This is a genomic window from Pseudomonas sp. SD17-1, from assembly GCF_029201585.1.
GTDB lineage: Bacteria > Pseudomonadota > Gammaproteobacteria > Pseudomonadales > Pseudomonadaceae > Aquipseudomonas > Aquipseudomonas palmensis.
The window spans coordinates 4,649,120-4,663,603 of sequence record NZ_CP104044.1; the positions used below are offsets into that span (position 1 = coordinate 4,649,120).

Annotated in this window: 16 protein-coding genes; 8 read left to right on the forward strand and 8 right to left on the reverse strand. The window is 66.0% G+C overall.

All coding sequences use genetic code 11. The features are described from left to right. The first annotated feature begins 8 nt into the window (after positions 1 to 8). The gene (locus tag N0B28_RS21115; RefSeq protein WP_275728554.1) at positions 9 to 1,532 is read left to right on the forward strand and encodes a fumarate hydratase; all 1,524 of its coding nucleotides are present in this window, start codon (positions 9 to 11) and stop codon (positions 1,530 to 1,532) included. Positions 1,533 to 1,636: 104 nt separating this feature from the next. On the opposite strand, the gene N0B28_RS21120 is transcribed toward N0B28_RS21115, so the two are convergent. From N0B28_RS21120 to N0B28_RS21135, 4 genes are all read right to left on the reverse strand, one after another. Then, a complete protein-coding gene (locus N0B28_RS21120) occupies positions 1,637 to 2,218 on the reverse strand; it encodes a DJ-1/PfpI family protein (RefSeq protein ID WP_043862118.1) in 582 nt (193 codons plus the stop codon). 41 nt (positions 2,219 to 2,259) lie between these two features. Continuing rightward, positions 2,260 to 3,417 carry a phosphatidylserine/phosphatidylglycerophosphate/cardiolipin synthase family protein gene (locus N0B28_RS21125; protein ID WP_054914815.1) on the reverse strand — a complete coding sequence of 386 codons (1,158 nt, stop codon included), beginning with the start codon at positions 3,415 to 3,417 and terminating at the stop codon, positions 2,260 to 2,262. 1 nt (position 3,418) lies between these two features. Continuing rightward, positions 3,419 to 4,000: a YceI family protein gene (locus N0B28_RS21130; RefSeq protein WP_043862116.1), complete on the reverse strand. Its 582-nt coding sequence runs from the start codon at positions 3,998 to 4,000 to the stop codon at positions 3,419 to 3,421. A 93-nt stretch (positions 4,001 to 4,093) separates the two neighbouring features. Next, positions 4,094 to 4,987 (reverse strand): acyl-CoA dehydrogenase family protein, encoded by an 894-nt coding sequence (locus N0B28_RS21135; protein WP_043862115.1) that lies wholly within the window; start codon positions 4,985 to 4,987, stop codon positions 4,094 to 4,096. 133 nt (positions 4,988 to 5,120) lie between these two features. Here N0B28_RS21135 and olsB point away from each other — a divergent pair, with 133 nt between their 5' ends. Next, positions 5,121 to 5,876, forward strand: coding sequence for an L-ornithine N(alpha)-acyltransferase (gene olsB / locus N0B28_RS21140; protein WP_043862114.1), 756 nt, complete (start codon positions 5,121 to 5,123; stop codon positions 5,874 to 5,876). Beyond that, positions 5,876 to 6,661: a lysophospholipid acyltransferase family protein gene (locus N0B28_RS21145; protein WP_275728560.1), complete on the forward strand. Its 786-nt coding sequence runs from the start codon at positions 5,876 to 5,878 to the stop codon at positions 6,659 to 6,661. The genes olsB and N0B28_RS21145 overlap by 1 nt, the downstream gene beginning before the upstream one ends. On the opposite strand, the gene N0B28_RS21150 is transcribed toward N0B28_RS21145, so the two are convergent. Next, a complete protein-coding gene (locus N0B28_RS21150) occupies positions 6,637 to 7,227 on the reverse strand; it encodes an ACP phosphodiesterase (RefSeq protein WP_043862112.1) in 591 nt (196 codons plus the stop codon). The genes N0B28_RS21145 and N0B28_RS21150 overlap by 25 nt on opposite strands. Positions 7,228 to 7,386: 159 nt before the next feature. Here N0B28_RS21150 and N0B28_RS21155 point away from each other — a divergent pair, with 159 nt between their 5' ends. Genes N0B28_RS21155 through N0B28_RS21165 form a run of 3 tightly spaced genes read left to right on the forward strand, consistent with a single transcriptional unit; the run spans position 7,387 to position 9,942 of the window. Next, positions 7,387 to 7,689 (forward strand): helix-turn-helix transcriptional regulator, encoded by a 303-nt coding sequence (locus tag N0B28_RS21155; protein ID WP_043862111.1) that lies wholly within the window; start codon positions 7,387 to 7,389, stop codon positions 7,687 to 7,689. A 13-nt stretch (positions 7,690 to 7,702) separates the two neighbouring features. Then, entirely contained in the window at positions 7,703 to 8,872 is a 1,170-nt protein-coding gene (locus N0B28_RS21160; RefSeq protein WP_210014209.1) for an MFS transporter, read from the forward strand. A gap of 20 nt (positions 8,873 to 8,892) precedes the next feature. After that, the gene (locus tag N0B28_RS21165; protein ID WP_043862109.1) at positions 8,893 to 9,942 is read left to right on the forward strand and encodes an alkene reductase; all 1,050 of its coding nucleotides are present in this window, start codon (positions 8,893 to 8,895) and stop codon (positions 9,940 to 9,942) included. A gap of 109 nt (positions 9,943 to 10,051) precedes the next feature. On the opposite strand, the gene N0B28_RS21170 is transcribed toward N0B28_RS21165, so the two are convergent. Genes N0B28_RS21170 through N0B28_RS21180 form a run of 3 tightly spaced genes read right to left on the reverse strand, consistent with a single transcriptional unit; the run spans position 10,052 to position 12,850 of the window. Next, the gene (locus N0B28_RS21170; protein ID WP_254996598.1) at positions 10,052 to 10,876 is read right to left on the reverse strand and encodes an ATPase; all 825 of its coding nucleotides are present in this window, start codon (positions 10,874 to 10,876) and stop codon (positions 10,052 to 10,054) included. A gap of 39 nt (positions 10,877 to 10,915) precedes the next feature. Continuing rightward, positions 10,916 to 11,911 carry an NAD-dependent epimerase/dehydratase family protein gene (locus tag N0B28_RS21175; RefSeq protein WP_058540892.1) on the reverse strand — a complete coding sequence of 332 codons (996 nt, stop codon included), beginning with the start codon at positions 11,909 to 11,911 and terminating at the stop codon, positions 10,916 to 10,918. Positions 11,912 to 11,923: 12 nt separating this feature from the next. Then, positions 11,924 to 12,850: a LysR family transcriptional regulator ArgP gene (locus N0B28_RS21180; RefSeq protein ID WP_043862106.1), complete on the reverse strand. Its 927-nt coding sequence runs from the start codon at positions 12,848 to 12,850 to the stop codon at positions 11,924 to 11,926. A gap of 122 nt (positions 12,851 to 12,972) precedes the next feature. Between N0B28_RS21180 and N0B28_RS21185 the strand changes: the two genes are divergently transcribed. After that, entirely contained in the window at positions 12,973 to 13,572 is a 600-nt protein-coding gene (locus tag N0B28_RS21185) for a LysE/ArgO family amino acid transporter (protein ID WP_043862105.1), read from the forward strand. 186 nt (positions 13,573 to 13,758) lie between these two features. Beyond that, positions 13,759 to 14,355 carry a Fe-Mn family superoxide dismutase gene (locus tag N0B28_RS21190; RefSeq protein ID WP_054914821.1) on the forward strand — a complete coding sequence of 199 codons (597 nt, stop codon included), beginning with the start codon at positions 13,759 to 13,761 and terminating at the stop codon, positions 14,353 to 14,355. The last annotated feature ends 129 nt before the right edge of the window (positions 14,356 to 14,484 follow it).

Consider the following 14,484-nt stretch of genomic DNA (forward strand, 5'->3'; position numbering starts at 1 on the left):
CGCGCTGCATGACCGTGATCAAGCAAGACGACCTGATTCAGAGCGTTGCCGACGCCCTGCAGTTCATTTCGTACTACCACCCCGTCGATTTCATCCAGGCCATGCACGAGGCCTACCTGCGTGAAGAGTCGCCGGCTGCGCGCGACTCCATCGCGCAGATCCTGATCAACTCGCGCATGTGCGCCACCGGCCACCGGCCGATCTGCCAGGACACCGGTATCGTCACCGTGTTCGTGCGCGTCGGCATGGACGTGCGCTGGGATGGCGCGACCATGAGCCTGGACGACATGATCAACGAAGGCGTGCGTCGCGCCTACAACCTGCCCGAGAACGTGCTGCGCGCCTCGATCCTGGCCGACCCGGCAGGTGCCCGCAAGAACACCAAGGACAACACCCCGGCCGTGATCCACTACTCGATCGTCCCTGGCGACAAGGTCGAGGTGGATGTCGCGGCCAAGGGCGGCGGTTCGGAAAACAAGTCGAAGATGGCCATGCTCAACCCGTCCGACTCGATCGTCGACTGGGTGCTCAAGACCGTTCCGACCATGGGCGCCGGCTGGTGCCCGCCGGGCATGCTCGGCATCGGTATCGGCGGTACTGCCGAGAAGGCCGCGGTGATGGCCAAGGAAGTGTTGATGGAGTCCATCGACATCCACGAGCTCAAGGCCCGTGGCCCGCAGAACCGCATCGAAGAGATCCGCCTGGAACTGTTCGAGAAGGTCAACCAGCTGGGCATCGGCGCCCAGGGCCTGGGCGGCCTGACCACCGTGCTCGACGTCAAGATCATGGACTACCCGACCCACGCAGCCTCGCTGCCGGTGTGCATGATCCCCAACTGCGCAGCCACCCGTCACGCGCACTTCGTGCTCGATGGTTCCGGCCCTGCAGAGCTGGAAGCACCGTCGCTGGACGCCTACCCGGAAATCGTCTGGGAAGCCGGCCCGTCGGCCCGTCGCGTCAACCTCGACACCCTGACCCCGGAAGACGTGCAAAGCTGGAAGCCGGGCGAGACCATCCTGCTCAACGGCAAGATGCTGACCGGCCGCGACGCCGCGCACAAGCGCATGGTCGAGATGCTCAACCGTGGCGAAGAGCTGCCAGTGGACCTCAAGGGCCGCTTCATCTACTACGTCGGCCCGGTTGATCCGGTGCGCGAAGAAGTGGTTGGCCCGGCAGGCCCGACCACCGCAACGCGGATGGACAAGTTCACCCGTCAGATCCTGGAGCAGACCGGCCTGCTGGGCATGATCGGCAAGTCCGAGCGCGGCCCGACCGCCATCGACGCGATCAAGGACAACAAGGCCGTGTACCTGATGGCCGTGGGTGGCGCTGCCTACCTGGTGGCTCAGGCGATCAAGAAATCCAAGGTGCTGGCATTTGCCGAACTGGGGATGGAAGCGATCTACGAGTTCGACGTGAAAGACATGCCGGTGACCGTTGCGGTCGACAGCAAGGGCGAGTCGGTGCACATCACCGGGCCTGCGCTGTGGCAGAACAAGATCGCGCAAAGCCTGGCAGTGGAAGTGAAGTAAGCGCCAGCGCTACAAGCTGAAAGCTGAAAGCGGCAAGGGAGTGATCCCTTGCCGCTTTTTTGTTGCCTGTACCGGCCTCTTCGCCGGCACGCCAGCGAAGGCTTTCAGAGGGTAATGCGCGTACCCAGCAACCCCAGGAACCCCGCCAGCCACGCCGGGTGCGCAGGCCAGGCCGGCGCACTGGCCAGGTTGCCCTGCACATGCGCCGCCGTCACCTCGATCTCGACGTAACGCCCACCTGCCAGGCGCACCTCCGGCGCACACGCCGGGTACGCACTGCACTCGCGCCCCTCCAGCACCCCGGCCGCCGCCAGCAGTTGCGCCCCATGGCACACCGCCGCAATCGGCTTGCCCGCCTGGTCGATGGCGCGCACCAATTGCAGCACCTCTTCATTCAGGCGCAGGTACTCCGGCGCACGCCCGCCCGGGATCACCAGCGCGTCGTAGTCTTCGGCACGCACCTGGGCGAAATCGAAGTTCAGGCCAAAGTTGTGCCCCGGCTTCTCGCTGTAGGTCTGGTCGCCCTCGAAGTCATGGATGGCGGTACGTACCGACTGCCCGGCCGACTTGCCCGGGCACACCGCATGCACCGTGTGGCCAACCATCTGCAGCGCCTGGAACGGCACCATCACTTCATAGTCTTCGACGTAATCGCCGACCAGCATGAGAATCTTTTTCGCTGCCATTTCGTCAACTCCTTCTGATGCGGGGGAAAATCGAAAGAACCTCAGTCGCGCCGGTCCAGCAGGTTGACCACCACCCGGTCCAGCCAGCCCCAGATACGCTGTTTCACACGCCGCCACAGCGGCCGCGCCTGCCAGTCGTCCAGGTCGACCTGGCGGCTCAGGGCAAAGTCGCGCTCGAAGCTCGCCACCACGTCGGCGGTCAGTTGCGGGTCGATGGCCTCGACGTTGGCCTCAAGGTTGAAACGCAGGTTCCAGTGGTCGAAATTGCATGAGCCAATGCTCACCCAGTCGTCCACCAGCACCATCTTCAGGTGCAGGAAGCATGGCTGGTATTCGAATATCTTCACCCCTGCCCGCAGCAGGCGCGGGTAATAGCGATGACCGGCATAGCGTACCGAAGGATGGTCGGTACGCGGGCCGGTCAGCAGCAGGCGCACATCGATGCCCAGCGCGGCCGCGCGGCGCAAAGCCCGGCGCACCTTCCAGGTGGGCAGAAAATACGGCGTGGCCAGCCAGATACGACGCTTGCCGCTGATCAGCGCGCGCACCAGCGACTGCAGGATGTCGCGGTGCTGGCGGGCGTCGGCATAGGCCACCCGGCCCAGGCCCGGGCCTGCAACCGGCACCCGCGGCAGGTGCGCCAGGCCGAAATGGGTGGGTGGGCGCCACGCGGTGCGGCGCAGGTTGGAACGCCACTGGCGATCGAACAGCATCTGCCAGTCGGCCACCAGCGGCCCCTGCATCTGCACCATCACCTCGTGCCATTCGCTGACCGGCTCGCCCGGTGTCCAGAACTGGTCAGTGACCCCGGTACCGCCGACCACCGCCCAGGCCTGGTCCACCAGCAGCAGCTTGCGGTGGTCGCGGTACAGGTTGCGCAGCCCCCGGCGCCAACGCAGGCGGTTGTACCAGCGCAACTCAACGCCGGCGCCCAGCAGGCGCTGACGCAGGCTCAAGGTAAAGGCCAGCGAGCCGTAGTCATCGAACAGGCAGCGTACCCGCACGCCGCGCTCGGCGGCCTGCACCAGCGCCTGCACCATGGCCTCGGCACACGCCCCGGCCTCGACCAGGTACAGCTCCAGGTCGACCTGGTGCTCGGCACCCATGATCGTCTGCAGCATGCGCGGGAAGAACTGCGGGCCGTCGATCAGCAGTTCGAACTGGTTGCCGGCACGCCATGGAAACACCGGCCCGGCCATTTCAGCGCGCCGTGAAGATCAGTACCGCACCCACCGGCACCGACAGGTTGATCGACTGCAGCCCGGCGAGCTTCTGCAACGTCTTGAGGCCGGGCAGCAGGTCGAAGTGATCGGCGCTCAGTACCAGCGGCTCCAGGGTCACCACCTGGAAACGCCGCTCGTCGAGCCGGGTGGCGAGCAGCTGCGCGTTGTAGCTGTGGGTCTTGCCGTGCAGGTTGACGGTCACCGGCAGGCGCAGTTCGACCTGGGCACCGTTGGCCAGGTCGTTGATCGGACGCAGGTCGATCTGCGCCTGGATGGTCGCGTCGGGGTATTTGGCCACCTCGAACAGGTCGTTGCGCATGCGCTCGTCACGCAGCGGGATGCCGCTGCTGACCGAGTCCATCTCGATCTGCAGCTCGGCCGCACCCTTGCGATCGACCTTGCCATGCAGCACCAGAAAGCGATGCACCTCGGACACGTTGCCGTTCTTGCTGGTGATGAACGACAGGCGCGACGATTCGCCGTCCAGGTGCCAGTTGGCCTGGGCAGGCAGGCTCGCCAGGGCCAGCAGGGCGAGAGCGATTCGGGGCAGGCTGAACATGCAGGTTCCTGAAAGCGTAAAGCCGCCAACATTACCCGCCTGCCCGCACGGCAGCAAGCGACAGCCTGTGGCCATGCGGGCAGCCCGGCAACTTCAGGCCAGCCCGCTGCCGGCCCATGCCTTGGCCAGGCGCCTGGCCCGCGCCGCGCTGGCGATCTGCAGGATGCCCTGGTCGCGCTGCCACAGCTCGGCCCAGGGCCCCGGCGTGCTCGTCAGCGCCTGGTCGAGCTCGCCGCTCAGTTGCGAGAACTGCGCGAACAGGCCGCCCAGCAACAGGTGGAACGCCGCCGAATCGGCGCATTGCCGGCTGCCTTCGGCACACCCGGCCAGCAGCCCGATCAGGCGCAGCAAAAGCCCCTGCGGCCAGGCATTGGCGCGGCCTACCCCGTACAGCCAGGCGCTCAGGGCGCTGAGCACGTACAGGTCTTCCAGCGAGCGGAACGGCTTGACGTAGGCATCCCAGCCGTCACCGGCCAGGCGTTCGCACAGGGCCTGTTCAAGGTGCAGGCGGGCATGCCCGACCTCAGGCATCAACGGCAGGCTCGGCAAGGGCTCCACGCGCACACCCGGCTCCCCCGGGTACACCACCGCCAGGCTCAGCCGAGGCGCCTGGCCCGGTGCTTCGCAGCGCGCCGCCACCAGCAGCCAGTCGGCGTCCGGCCCGGCGGTGACGAAGTCCTTGCTGCCGCTCAGGCGCAGCGTGTCGAGCGCCAGGCGCATGCCCATGTCGGCGGCGCGCACGCTGCGCCGCTCACTCGCACACAGGGCGCCGAGGCCCGCCGGGGCGCTGGGCCACAGCACGCGCAAGGCGGCCTGGTAGCCCACCAGAAACGCCAGCCCCGGGGTCGGCATGGCTTGCCCGCCCAGCACTGCCAGCTCGAACGGGCTGACCGTGCCCAGCTGCTCCAGCAGGCTGGCGTAGGTGTCGCCCAGGTTACCGGTTGCCAAGGGCGGAATGGGGTCGTTGAGTCGCTGCAGCCAGGCCATCGGCGTGCTCCTTGAGGGCTGTCATACAAGCATCACCAAAGCTTCATGGGGGTGACACCGCGTCTACCTAGGCTGAGCTTGCACAACATAGTCGACCGGCCGCAACCCCATGGCTGGCTTATGGAGACTCGCAATGACCCTGACTGCATGCCCTGGCGACACCCGTAACGAACGCCGTCTGCAGGCCGAGCGCCTGGTCGGCCCCGCGGCGCTGCACGAAGCCCAGGCATTGCGCTTTCGCGTGTTCAGCAGCGAATTCAAGGCCAGGCTCAAAGGCGCCGAACACGGGCTGGACATGGACGACTACGACATCCACTGCCAGCACATCGGCGTACGCGACCTCAACAGCGGGCACCTGGTGGCCACCACCCGCCTGCTCGACCACCAGGCCGCCAGCAGCCTGGGGCGCTTCTACAGCGAAGAGGAGTTCAGCCTGCATGGCCTGGGCCATCTGCAGGGCCCCATCCTTGAACTGGGGCGCACCTGCGTCGACCCGGCCTACCGCAACGGCGGCACCATCGCGGTGCTGTGGGGCGAGCTTGCCGAGGTACTCAACGAGGGCCGCTACAGCTACCTGATGGGTTGCGCCAGCATCCCCATGCAGGACGGCGGCGTGCAGGCCCACGCGATCATGCAACGCCTGCGCGAGCGCTACCTGTGCACCGAGCACCTGCGCGCCGAACCGAAGAACCCGCTGCCCAGCCTGGCACTGCCCGGCAACGTCATCGCCGAGATGCCGCCGCTGCTCAAGGCCTACATGCGCCTGGGCGCCAAGATCTGCGGCGAGCCGTGCTGGGACGAAGACTTCCAGGTGGCCGACGTGTTCATCCTGCTCAAGCGCGACGAGCTGTGCCCACGCTACGCCCGCCACTTCAAGGCGGCGGTGTGATGCAACGCCTGCGCGTGTATGCGCGAATCGTCCGGGTGCTGCTGGTGGTGATGTTCGGGCTGGGCATGGCCAGCCTGTTCAGCCTGTACGAGCGCCTGCACCTGAGTACTCACGACGACCGCCGCCAGCGCTGGTCGCAACTGTTCATGGCCCGGCTTGCCCGGGCCTTGCCGTTCAAGGTCACGGTGATCGGCAACCGCCCGCAGCAACCGATGCTGTGGGTCAGCAACCACGTGTCGTGGACCGACATCCCGCTGCTGGGCATGCTCGCGCCGATGTCGTTCCTGTCCAAGGCCGAGGTGCGCCAGTGGCCGGTAGCCGGCTGGCTCGCGCTCAAGGCCGGCACCCTGTTCATCCGCCGCGGTGGCGGCGACAGCCAGTTGCTGCGCCAGCAGATCGCGCGGCACCTGCAACAGGCCTGCCCGGTGCTGATCTTCCCCGAAGGCACCACCACCGACGGGCGCAGCCTGCGCACCTTCCACGGGCGCCTGCTGGCCAGCGCGATCGACACCGCCACGCCCGTGCAACCGGTGGCCGTACGCTACCTGCGGAGCGGCAAGCTCGACCCCATCGCGCCGTTCGTGGGCGATGACGACCTGCTCTCGCACCTGCTGCGCCTGTTTGCCCACGACTGTGGCGAGGTGCAGATCCACCTGCTGGCGCCCATCCAGAGCGCCGGCCAGGAACGTGCAGCACTGGCGTTCAATGCCCAGCTGGCGATCCACACGGCGCTGTTCGGCTCCCAGCCGGTGGCCCAGCCTCAGCGCCGCGCCAAGGCGGCCTGAGCGTCGGCCGCAAAGCCCTGCAGTTCGGGGTAGAAGTGGCGAAAGTCTTCCATCAGCGGGCCGTACAGCGCCTGTACCTCCTGCATCGCGCCTGCCATACCCTCGGGGCGTGACAGGCGCCGGGCGATACCGTTGAACACCTGTTCAAGCACCGCGAACTCGCGGTACGAGCCCAACCAGTCGTCCGCCGCCATGTACGGCGCAATCTGCGCCAGGCGCCCGGGCAGCTCGGGCTCGGCCGCCAGCACCTGGTACACGCGCCCGGTGAACTGGCTCAGCGGCTGCCGGGCATAGTCGTGCCAGTGCAGCGCCAGGCAGTGGTCGAAAAACACATCGAGGATGATCCCGGCATAACGGCGCCGCTCGCGCGGAAAACGCGCCAGCGCCGCCAGTACCCGCGGGTGGCTGTCGGTGTACACATCGATCTGGCGGTGCAGGCGGATGGCGGCTTCCAGCGGCTGGGCAAAGCGCCCCTGCAACGGCCCCTTGACGAAGTCGCCGTACAGGCTTCCGAGCAGTTGTTCGGGCTGCTGGCCGCCCAGGTGAAGGTGTGCGAGGTAGTTCATAGGCCGCAGTCTAGCACCGCTTGCCCGCTTGAATATCGTTATAACCCGATATAGCGATTCATGCGCACGCCAGAACCAAATCATATTTGTATATCGCGAAATACCGATTTATATTTCGCCCCATCGCGATATAACGCTATACCCACCACGAGCCCACCCATGCCTCTTGATCTCGACGAAATAATAAAAGCCCTGGCCCACCCAGTACGGCGAGAAATCCTGAACTGGTTGAAAGACCCGCAAGCCTGCTTCCCTGACCAGCACCACAGCACCGAACACGGTGTGTGCGCCGGGCAGATCGACCAACGCTGCGGCCTGTCGCAGTCCACGGTCTCGGCCCACCTGGCCACCTTGCAGCGCGCGGGGCTGATCAGCAGCCAGAAGATAGGCCAGTGGCACTTCTTCAAACGCAACGAGGAAACCATCCAGGCCTTCCTCCAGCAGATGAGCCAAGAGCTCTGACAAGGACCTTGCAATGCCCCTTTCGCTGTTGATCCTGGCGCTGAGCGCCTTCGCCATCGGTACCACCGAGTTCGTCATCATGGGCCTGCTGCCGGATGTGGCAAGCGACCTGGGTGTGTCGATCCCCGGTGCCGGCTGGCTGGTGACCGGCTACGCGCTGGGCGTGGCCATCGGCGCGCCGTTCATGGCCCTGGCCACCGCCCGGCTGCCGCGCAAGGCCGCACTGGTGGCGCTGATGGGGGTATTCATCATCGGCAACCTGCTGTGCGCCCTGGCCACCGACTACAACGTGCTGATGTTTGCCCGCGTGATCACCGCGCTGTGCCACGGCGCCTTCTTCGGTATCGGTTCGGTGGTGGCGGCCAACCTGGTTCCGGCCAACCGCCGCGCCTCGGCCGTGGCGCTGATGTTCACCGGCCTGACCCTGGCCAACGTGCTGGGCGTGCCACTGGGTACCGCGCTGGGCCAGGTGTACGGCTGGCGCTCGACGTTCTGGGCAGTGACCGTGATCGGCGTGATCGCGCTGATCGGCCTGATCCGCTTCCTGCCGATCAAGCGCGACGAAGAGAAACTCGACATGCGTGCCGAGCTGGCTGCGCTCAAGGGCGCCGGTATCTGGCTGTCGCTGTCGATGACCGTGCTGTTCTCGGCCTCGATGTTCGCCCTGTTCACCTATGTGGCGCCGTTGCTGGGTGATGTCACCGGCGTGTCGCCGCGCGGTGTGACCTGGACCCTGCTGCTGATCGGCCTGGGCCTGACCCTGGGCAACATCCTGGGCGGCAAGCTGGCCGATCGTCGGCTGGCTGCCACCCTGATGGGCGTGTTCGCCGCCATGGCGGTCATCTCCACCGCGCTGAGCTGGACCAGTACCGCGCTGATTCCGGCCGAGATCACCCTGTTCCTCTGGGCCACCGCCGCATTCGCCGCCGTGCCGGCCCTGCAGGTCAACGTGGTGAGCTTCGGCAGAGCGGCACCAAACCTGGTGTCGACCCTGAACATCGGTGCCTTCAACCTGGGCAATGCGCTGGGCGCCTGGGTCGGCGGCACCGTGATCGACCAGGGCCTGGGCCTGACCCGCGTGCCCCTGGCGGCAGCGGCGCTGGCCGTGCTGGCCCTGATCGTCACCCTTATCACATTCAGCCAGGGCGGCAACAACGCCGACCTGGCACCTGCCACTCACTGATTGCCACGAGGTTCACGCACATGACAACGCTATTCGACCCGATCACCCTTGGCGACCTCGAGTTGCCCAACCGCATCATCATGGCCCCGCTGACCCGCTGCCGGGCCGACGAAGGCCGCGTACCCAACGCGCTGATGGCCGAGTACTACGTACAGCGCGCCAGCGCCGGGCTGATTCTCAGCGAGGCCACCTCGGTGACCCCGCTGGGCGTGGGCTACCCCGACACACCGGGCATCTGGAGCAACGACCAGGTGCGTGGCTGGACCAACGTGACCAAGGCGCTGCACGGTGCTGGCGGGCGCATCTTCCTGCAACTGTGGCACGTGGGACGCATCTCGCACCCGCTGTACCTGAACGGCGAAACGCCGGTTGCGCCGAGCGCGGTGCAGCCCAAGGGGCATGTGAGCCTGGTGCGCCCGATCACCGAATTCGTCACCCCGCGCGCGCTGGAAACCGAGGAAATCGCCGACATCATCGAGGCCTACCGCGTCGGTGCCGAGAACGCCAAGGCGGCCGGCTTCGACGGTGTGGAGCTGCATGCGGCCAACGGCTACCTGATCGACCAGTTCCTGCAGAGCAGCACCAACCAGCGCACCGACGAATACGGTGGCTCGCTGGAGAACCGTGCACGGCTGCTGCTGGAAGCGACCGATGCGCTCATCGACGTGTGGGGCGCGCAGCGCGTGGGCGTGCACCTGTCGCCACGGGCCGACCTGCACGACATGGGCGATGCCAACCTGACCGAGACGTTCACCTACGTGGCGCGGGAGCTCGGCAAACGTGGCATCGCCTTCATCTGTGCGCGTGAGCGAGTGGCCGAAGACAGCATCGGGCCGTTGCTCAAAGAGGCGTTTGGCGGGCCGTACATCGCCAACGAACGCTTCGACAAGGCCAGTGCGAATGCTGCCATTGCCAACGGCACGGCCGATGCGGTGGCCTTCGGCGTGCCGTTCATTGCCAACCCCGACCTGCCGGCACGGCTGCAAGCGGATGCACCGCTGAACGAGCCACGGCCTGACACGTTCTACTCCAAGGGCCCGGTCGGGTACATCGATTACCCGGTGATGTAAGCGTCGGCTCTGTCGCGGGTCAAGCCCGCTCCCACAAGGGTATCGGTGGTCTGCAGACAGCCACTGTACCGGTGGGAGCGGGCTTGACCCGCGATAGGTTCACAGCGGATCAGGGCTTGGCGTTGATCTGCCGCTGCAGGTTCTGCACCTGGCTCTGCAAGGTAGTGAGGTTGCGGGTCACCTGCCCGCGAAACGCATCGAACTCCGCCGTCGAGGCACCCGCCCCGGCAGCCACCGCCGGGCGATTCTCCTGCTCGCTCTTGAGCACGATCAGGTCCTGTTCCAGGCGCTGGATCGCCGCCCCCGGATCCCCCTGCTTCTTCAATGCGGCAATCTCCGTCGACAGGCTCTTGAGCTGCGCATCGACCTTGCCGGTATCAGCCTGCGCCGCCTTCACCGCTGCCAGCTCCGTGGCCACGGCCTTGAGTTGCGCCTGCAACTGGGCATTGGTTGCCTGCTGCTCGCCAACCTGCGCCAGGGCCTGCTCCAGCCGCTTGCCCAGGTCACCCTGCTGCCCGGCTACGCCCTGCTGCTGCTTGCTCTGCTCGGCGAGGCTGGCCTGCAACTGCTTTATCTGCAGCTTCAGTGCCTCGCTGCCGGTGCTGACGCTCGACTCGCTGGCCGCCACCTTGCCGCTGATGTCCTGCAGGCGCCCGGCAGCTTCTTCACTGATGCGCGCAAAGCTTTCCTGGGTGGCCACCAGTTGCTGCTCCATCAGCGAAATCTGCTGGAAGCTCCACCAGCCAAGCCCCGCCAGGGCGATGAACGAAGCGCCCACCAGCGCCCACAACGGCCCGGTGGCCGCCGGCTTGCGCGGTTTGCCGCGCACGGCGGCCACCCGTGCACCTGGCGACGGGGCAAAGTCGTCATCATCGCGACCGCCGGCCTTGAGGCTGGGTACATCATCGAAATCGTCGTGAGCATCGTTGCGCATGGATCAACCGCCGTGAGTGCAAATGAGCGCCAGTATAAGTCAGTGGCCGCCGTGCTGGGCCTTCCACCAGCCGCAGAATTCATCCAGCGCCGCCCACAGGCTGACCTGCGGGCGGTAGTCCAGTTGCTGGCGGGCGCGGCTGATGTCCAGGGTGAAATCCTTGTTCATCACCTGCACCGCCAGGCGCGACAGGGTCGGTTGCGGACGGCCCGGCCACAGCAGGCAGGCCCCCTCGTTCAGCGCGCCCAGGCTGTAGGCCAGGCCACTGGAGCGGTAGCGCGTGACCTGGGGCAGGTCCATGCGCCGCATCACGTAGTTGATCACGTCCCACAGCGGCAGCGGGTGGCCGTTGCTGATGTTGTAGGCCTGCCCAAGCGCGTCGTTGCCGGCCAGCACCGCGTTGATCAGCGCCTCGTTGAGGTTCTGCACGCTGGTGAAGTCGACCTTGTTCAAGCCGTTGCCGATGATCGCCAGACGGCGTTTCTGCTGCATCTTGAGCAGGCGCGGGAAGATGCTCACATCCCCTGCCCCGGTGACGAAGCGCGGGCGCAGGGCCAGCACTTCCAGGCCGAACTCCTGGGCACCGAAAACCTTCTGCTCGGCCAGGTACTTGGTGGTCGCGTAGGCATCGTGCAGGCGCCGCGGCACCTGCTCTTCGGTCACCCCCAGGCGCGAGCGCCCGTTCCAGTAGATCGACGGCGAGGACAGGTGCACCAGGCGACGAACGTGTTCCTTCAGGCACGCCTCCACCACGTTCTCGGTGACCACCACGTTGCCCTGGTGAAAGTCCTGGTAGCGTCCCCAGTTGCCCACCGCACCGGCGCAGTGCACCACGGTTTCGACGCCCTGGCAGACCCGCCGGGCCAACTCCGGGTCGCCCAGGTCCCCCGGAATGAACTGGGCGCCGCGGCGCACCAGGTGCTCGACGCCTTCGGCCCGCCGGCCATTGACCCGTACCTCCATGCCCTGCTCCAGGGCAAAGCGTGCAAAGCGCCCGCCAATGAAGCCGCTTGCGCCGGTGACCAGAATTCGCATGAAGCACTCCGCCTACTTGTTTGCAGATGATGCAGACGCCGGCAAACCCGACCACGGCACCAACCAACTGCTGGCGCTGCGCCGCAGGTGGTCGGTGAGTTGGCCGAGCAATTGCCCGCCATTGCGCCAATGATGCCAGTACAGCGGCACATCGATAGGCTTATCCGCCAGAATTTCCACCAGCTGCCCGCTGGCCAGTTGCGCCTGGGCCTGCAATTCGGGCACCAGGCCCCAGCCCACGCCGGCCTCGGTCATGCGCAGAAAGCCCTCCGAAGACGGGCACAGGTGATGCAGGAATGCACCATCGATACCCAGCGACACCAGGTAGCGATGCTGCAGAAAATCGTCCGGGCCGAACACCACGGCCGGGGTGCGGGCCAGGCGCGCCACCTCTACCCCCTGGGGAAAGTGGCGCGCCATGAAGTCGGGGCTGGCCAGCGCACGGTAGCGCATGGCGCCGAGCAGCTCGCTGCGCGCCCCGGCAACCGGTCGCTCGCTGGCGCAAAGGCAGGCCGCCACTTCGCCGGCGCGCATGCGCTTGAGGCCCACCTCCTGGTCTTCCACCACCAGCTCCAGCAGCACCCGCTCCTGCGCACAGAACGCCCCGACCGCCGCCGCCCACCAGGTGGCCAGGCTGTCGGCGTTGAGCGCTACCCGCAGACGCTCGGGCTGGCCGCCATCGTCCAGCGCCGGCACCTGATGCTGCAGGTCGCGCTCGAGCAGTCTCACCTGCTGTACATGGTTGAGCAGGCGCTTGCCGATCTCGGTGGGCGCTGGCGGCGCGGCGCGTACCAGCACCGGCTGGCCAACGCGCGCCTCCAGCAGCTTGATGCGTTGCGAAATGGCCGATTGCGACAGCCCGAGCAACTGTGCGCCCCGCTCGAAACCGCCCTGCTCGATCACCGCCGCCAGGGCGGAAAGCAACTTGTAGTCGAACATCAGTTTCCCTAATGCCGGATGAGGTTTATTGGTTTTTCTTATACGCCCACTGTCCGCACAATAGCCAGCGATCCCCCCTGTATTTTCGGCAGCCCGTGTGGCTGCTTCGCGGAGCACCTCCCATGTGGCAAAGCTACCTCAACGGCCTGCTGGTCGCCTTCGGGCTGATCATGGCCATCGGTACCCAGAACGCTTTCGTGCTGGCGCAGAGCCTGCGCCGTGAGCACCACCTGCCGGTGGCGGCGCTGTGCGTGTTCTGTGATGCGGTGCTGGTGGCGCTTGGCGTGTTCGGTCTGGCCACGGTGCTGGCGCAGAACCCGACCCTGCTGGCGGTCGCGCGCTGGGGTGGAGTGGTGTTTCTGCTGTGGTATGGCAGCAAGGCGCTGATCCGCGCCTGCTCCAGCCAGAGCCTGGAGCAGGGCGAGGGCCTGGGTCAGCGTTCGCGTCGCGCGGTGTTGCTCAGTGCCCTGGCGGTGACCCTGCTCAACCCCCACGTGTACCTGGATACCGTGTTGCTGATCGGCTCACTGGGTGCGCAGCAAAGCGTGCCAGGTGCCTACGTGGCGGGTGCGGCCAGTGCCTCGCTGCTGTGGTTCTTCACCCTGGCGCTGGGTGCGGCCTGGTTGGCGCCGTGGCTGGCCCGGCCTGGCACCTGGCGCCTGCTGGACCTGATGGTGGCGGTGATGATGTTTGCGGTGGCGTTGCAACTGGCGCTGGGCTGACCCGTTCGTCAGGTGTCGGCAAAGGCTCTGGAACCTCTATTCCATACACTTGTTGCGTGGTTTAGGTCAGGGCCCGGTGCTATGATCCCGAATCTGCGTCGCAAAGAGTAAAAACTCGCCGATGCATTCCGGCCGCCCGTGATCGGCCTTGCGCTCACCGCAACAGACCTGATTAGGAGAATCACCATGGCTTTTGAATTGCCGCCGCTGCCTTACGCACACGATGCCCTGCAGCCGCACATTTCCAAGGAAACCCTGGAATACCACCACGACAAGCACCACAACACCTACGTCGTGAACCTGAACAACCTGGTGCCAGGCACCGAGTTCGAAGGCAAGACCCTGGAAGAGATCGTCAAGACTTCTTCGGGCGGTATCTTCAACAACGCCGCTCAGGTCTGGAACCACACCTTCTACTGGAACTGCCTGGCGCCAAACGCTGGTGGCCAGCCTACCGGTTCGCTGGCTGAAGCCATCAACGCCGCGTTCGGTTCGTTCGACAAGTTCAAGGAAGAGTTCACCAAGACGTCGGTTGGCACCTTCGGTTCCGGTTGGGGCTGGCTGGTCAAGAAAGCTGACGGCTCCCTGGCGCTGGCCAGCACCATCGGTGCCGGCAACCCGCTGACCAGCGGTGACACCCCGCTGCTGACCTGCGACGTGTGGGAGCATGCCTACTACATCGACTACCGTAACGTGCGTCCGAAGTATGTCGAGGCGTTCTGGAACCTGGTCAACTGGAAGTTCGTGGCTGAGCAGTTCGAAGGCAAGACCTTCACTGCATAAGTGCTGCTTCTGAAAAAACCCGGCTCAGGCCGGGTTTTTTTATGCCGAAAAAGCGGCAAAGAGCAAAACCCCACCCACCAACCTTTTTTAACCAATTTCACCAACACCCTCTCTTGCTGCCCCCCCATA

What these genes read in the sequence shown, in the direction of transcription:
- N0B28_RS21115 (WP_275728554.1), top strand. Translation starts at nt 9, where the DNA reads ATGACCGTGATCAAGCAAGACGACCTGATTCAGAGCGTTGCCGACGCC.
- N0B28_RS21120 (WP_043862118.1), bottom strand. Translation starts at nt 2,218, where the DNA reads ATGGCAGCGAAAAAGATTCTCATGCTGGTCGGCGATTACGTCGAAGAC.
- N0B28_RS21125 (WP_054914815.1), bottom strand. Translation starts at nt 3,417, where the DNA reads ATGGCCGGGCCGGTGTTTCCATGGCGTGCCGGCAACCAGTTCGAACTG.
- N0B28_RS21130 (WP_043862116.1), bottom strand. Translation starts at nt 4,000, where the DNA reads ATGTTCAGCCTGCCCCGAATCGCTCTCGCCCTGCTGGCCCTGGCGAGC.
- N0B28_RS21135 (WP_043862115.1), bottom strand. Translation starts at nt 4,987, where the DNA reads ATGGCCTGGCTGCAGCGACTCAACGACCCCATTCCGCCCTTGGCAACC.
- olsB (WP_043862114.1), top strand. Translation starts at nt 5,121, where the DNA reads ATGACCCTGACTGCATGCCCTGGCGACACCCGTAACGAACGCCGTCTG.
- N0B28_RS21145 (WP_275728560.1), top strand. Translation starts at nt 5,876, where the DNA reads ATGCAACGCCTGCGCGTGTATGCGCGAATCGTCCGGGTGCTGCTGGTG.
- N0B28_RS21150 (WP_043862112.1), bottom strand. Translation starts at nt 7,227, where the DNA reads ATGAACTACCTCGCACACCTTCACCTGGGCGGCCAGCAGCCCGAACAA.
- N0B28_RS21155 (WP_043862111.1), top strand. Translation starts at nt 7,387, where the DNA reads ATGCCTCTTGATCTCGACGAAATAATAAAAGCCCTGGCCCACCCAGTA.
- N0B28_RS21160 (WP_210014209.1), top strand. Translation starts at nt 7,703, where the DNA reads ATGCCCCTTTCGCTGTTGATCCTGGCGCTGAGCGCCTTCGCCATCGGT.
- N0B28_RS21165 (WP_043862109.1), top strand. Translation starts at nt 8,893, where the DNA reads ATGACAACGCTATTCGACCCGATCACCCTTGGCGACCTCGAGTTGCCC.
- N0B28_RS21170 (WP_254996598.1), bottom strand. Translation starts at nt 10,876, where the DNA reads ATGCGCAACGATGCTCACGACGATTTCGATGATGTACCCAGCCTCAAG.
- N0B28_RS21175 (WP_058540892.1), bottom strand. Translation starts at nt 11,911, where the DNA reads ATGCGAATTCTGGTCACCGGCGCAAGCGGCTTCATTGGCGGGCGCTTT.
- N0B28_RS21180 (WP_043862106.1), bottom strand. Translation starts at nt 12,850, where the DNA reads ATGTTCGACTACAAGTTGCTTTCCGCCCTGGCGGCGGTGATCGAGCAG.
- N0B28_RS21185 (WP_043862105.1), top strand. Translation starts at nt 12,973, where the DNA reads ATGTGGCAAAGCTACCTCAACGGCCTGCTGGTCGCCTTCGGGCTGATC.
- N0B28_RS21190 (WP_054914821.1), top strand. Translation starts at nt 13,759, where the DNA reads ATGGCTTTTGAATTGCCGCCGCTGCCTTACGCACACGATGCCCTGCAG.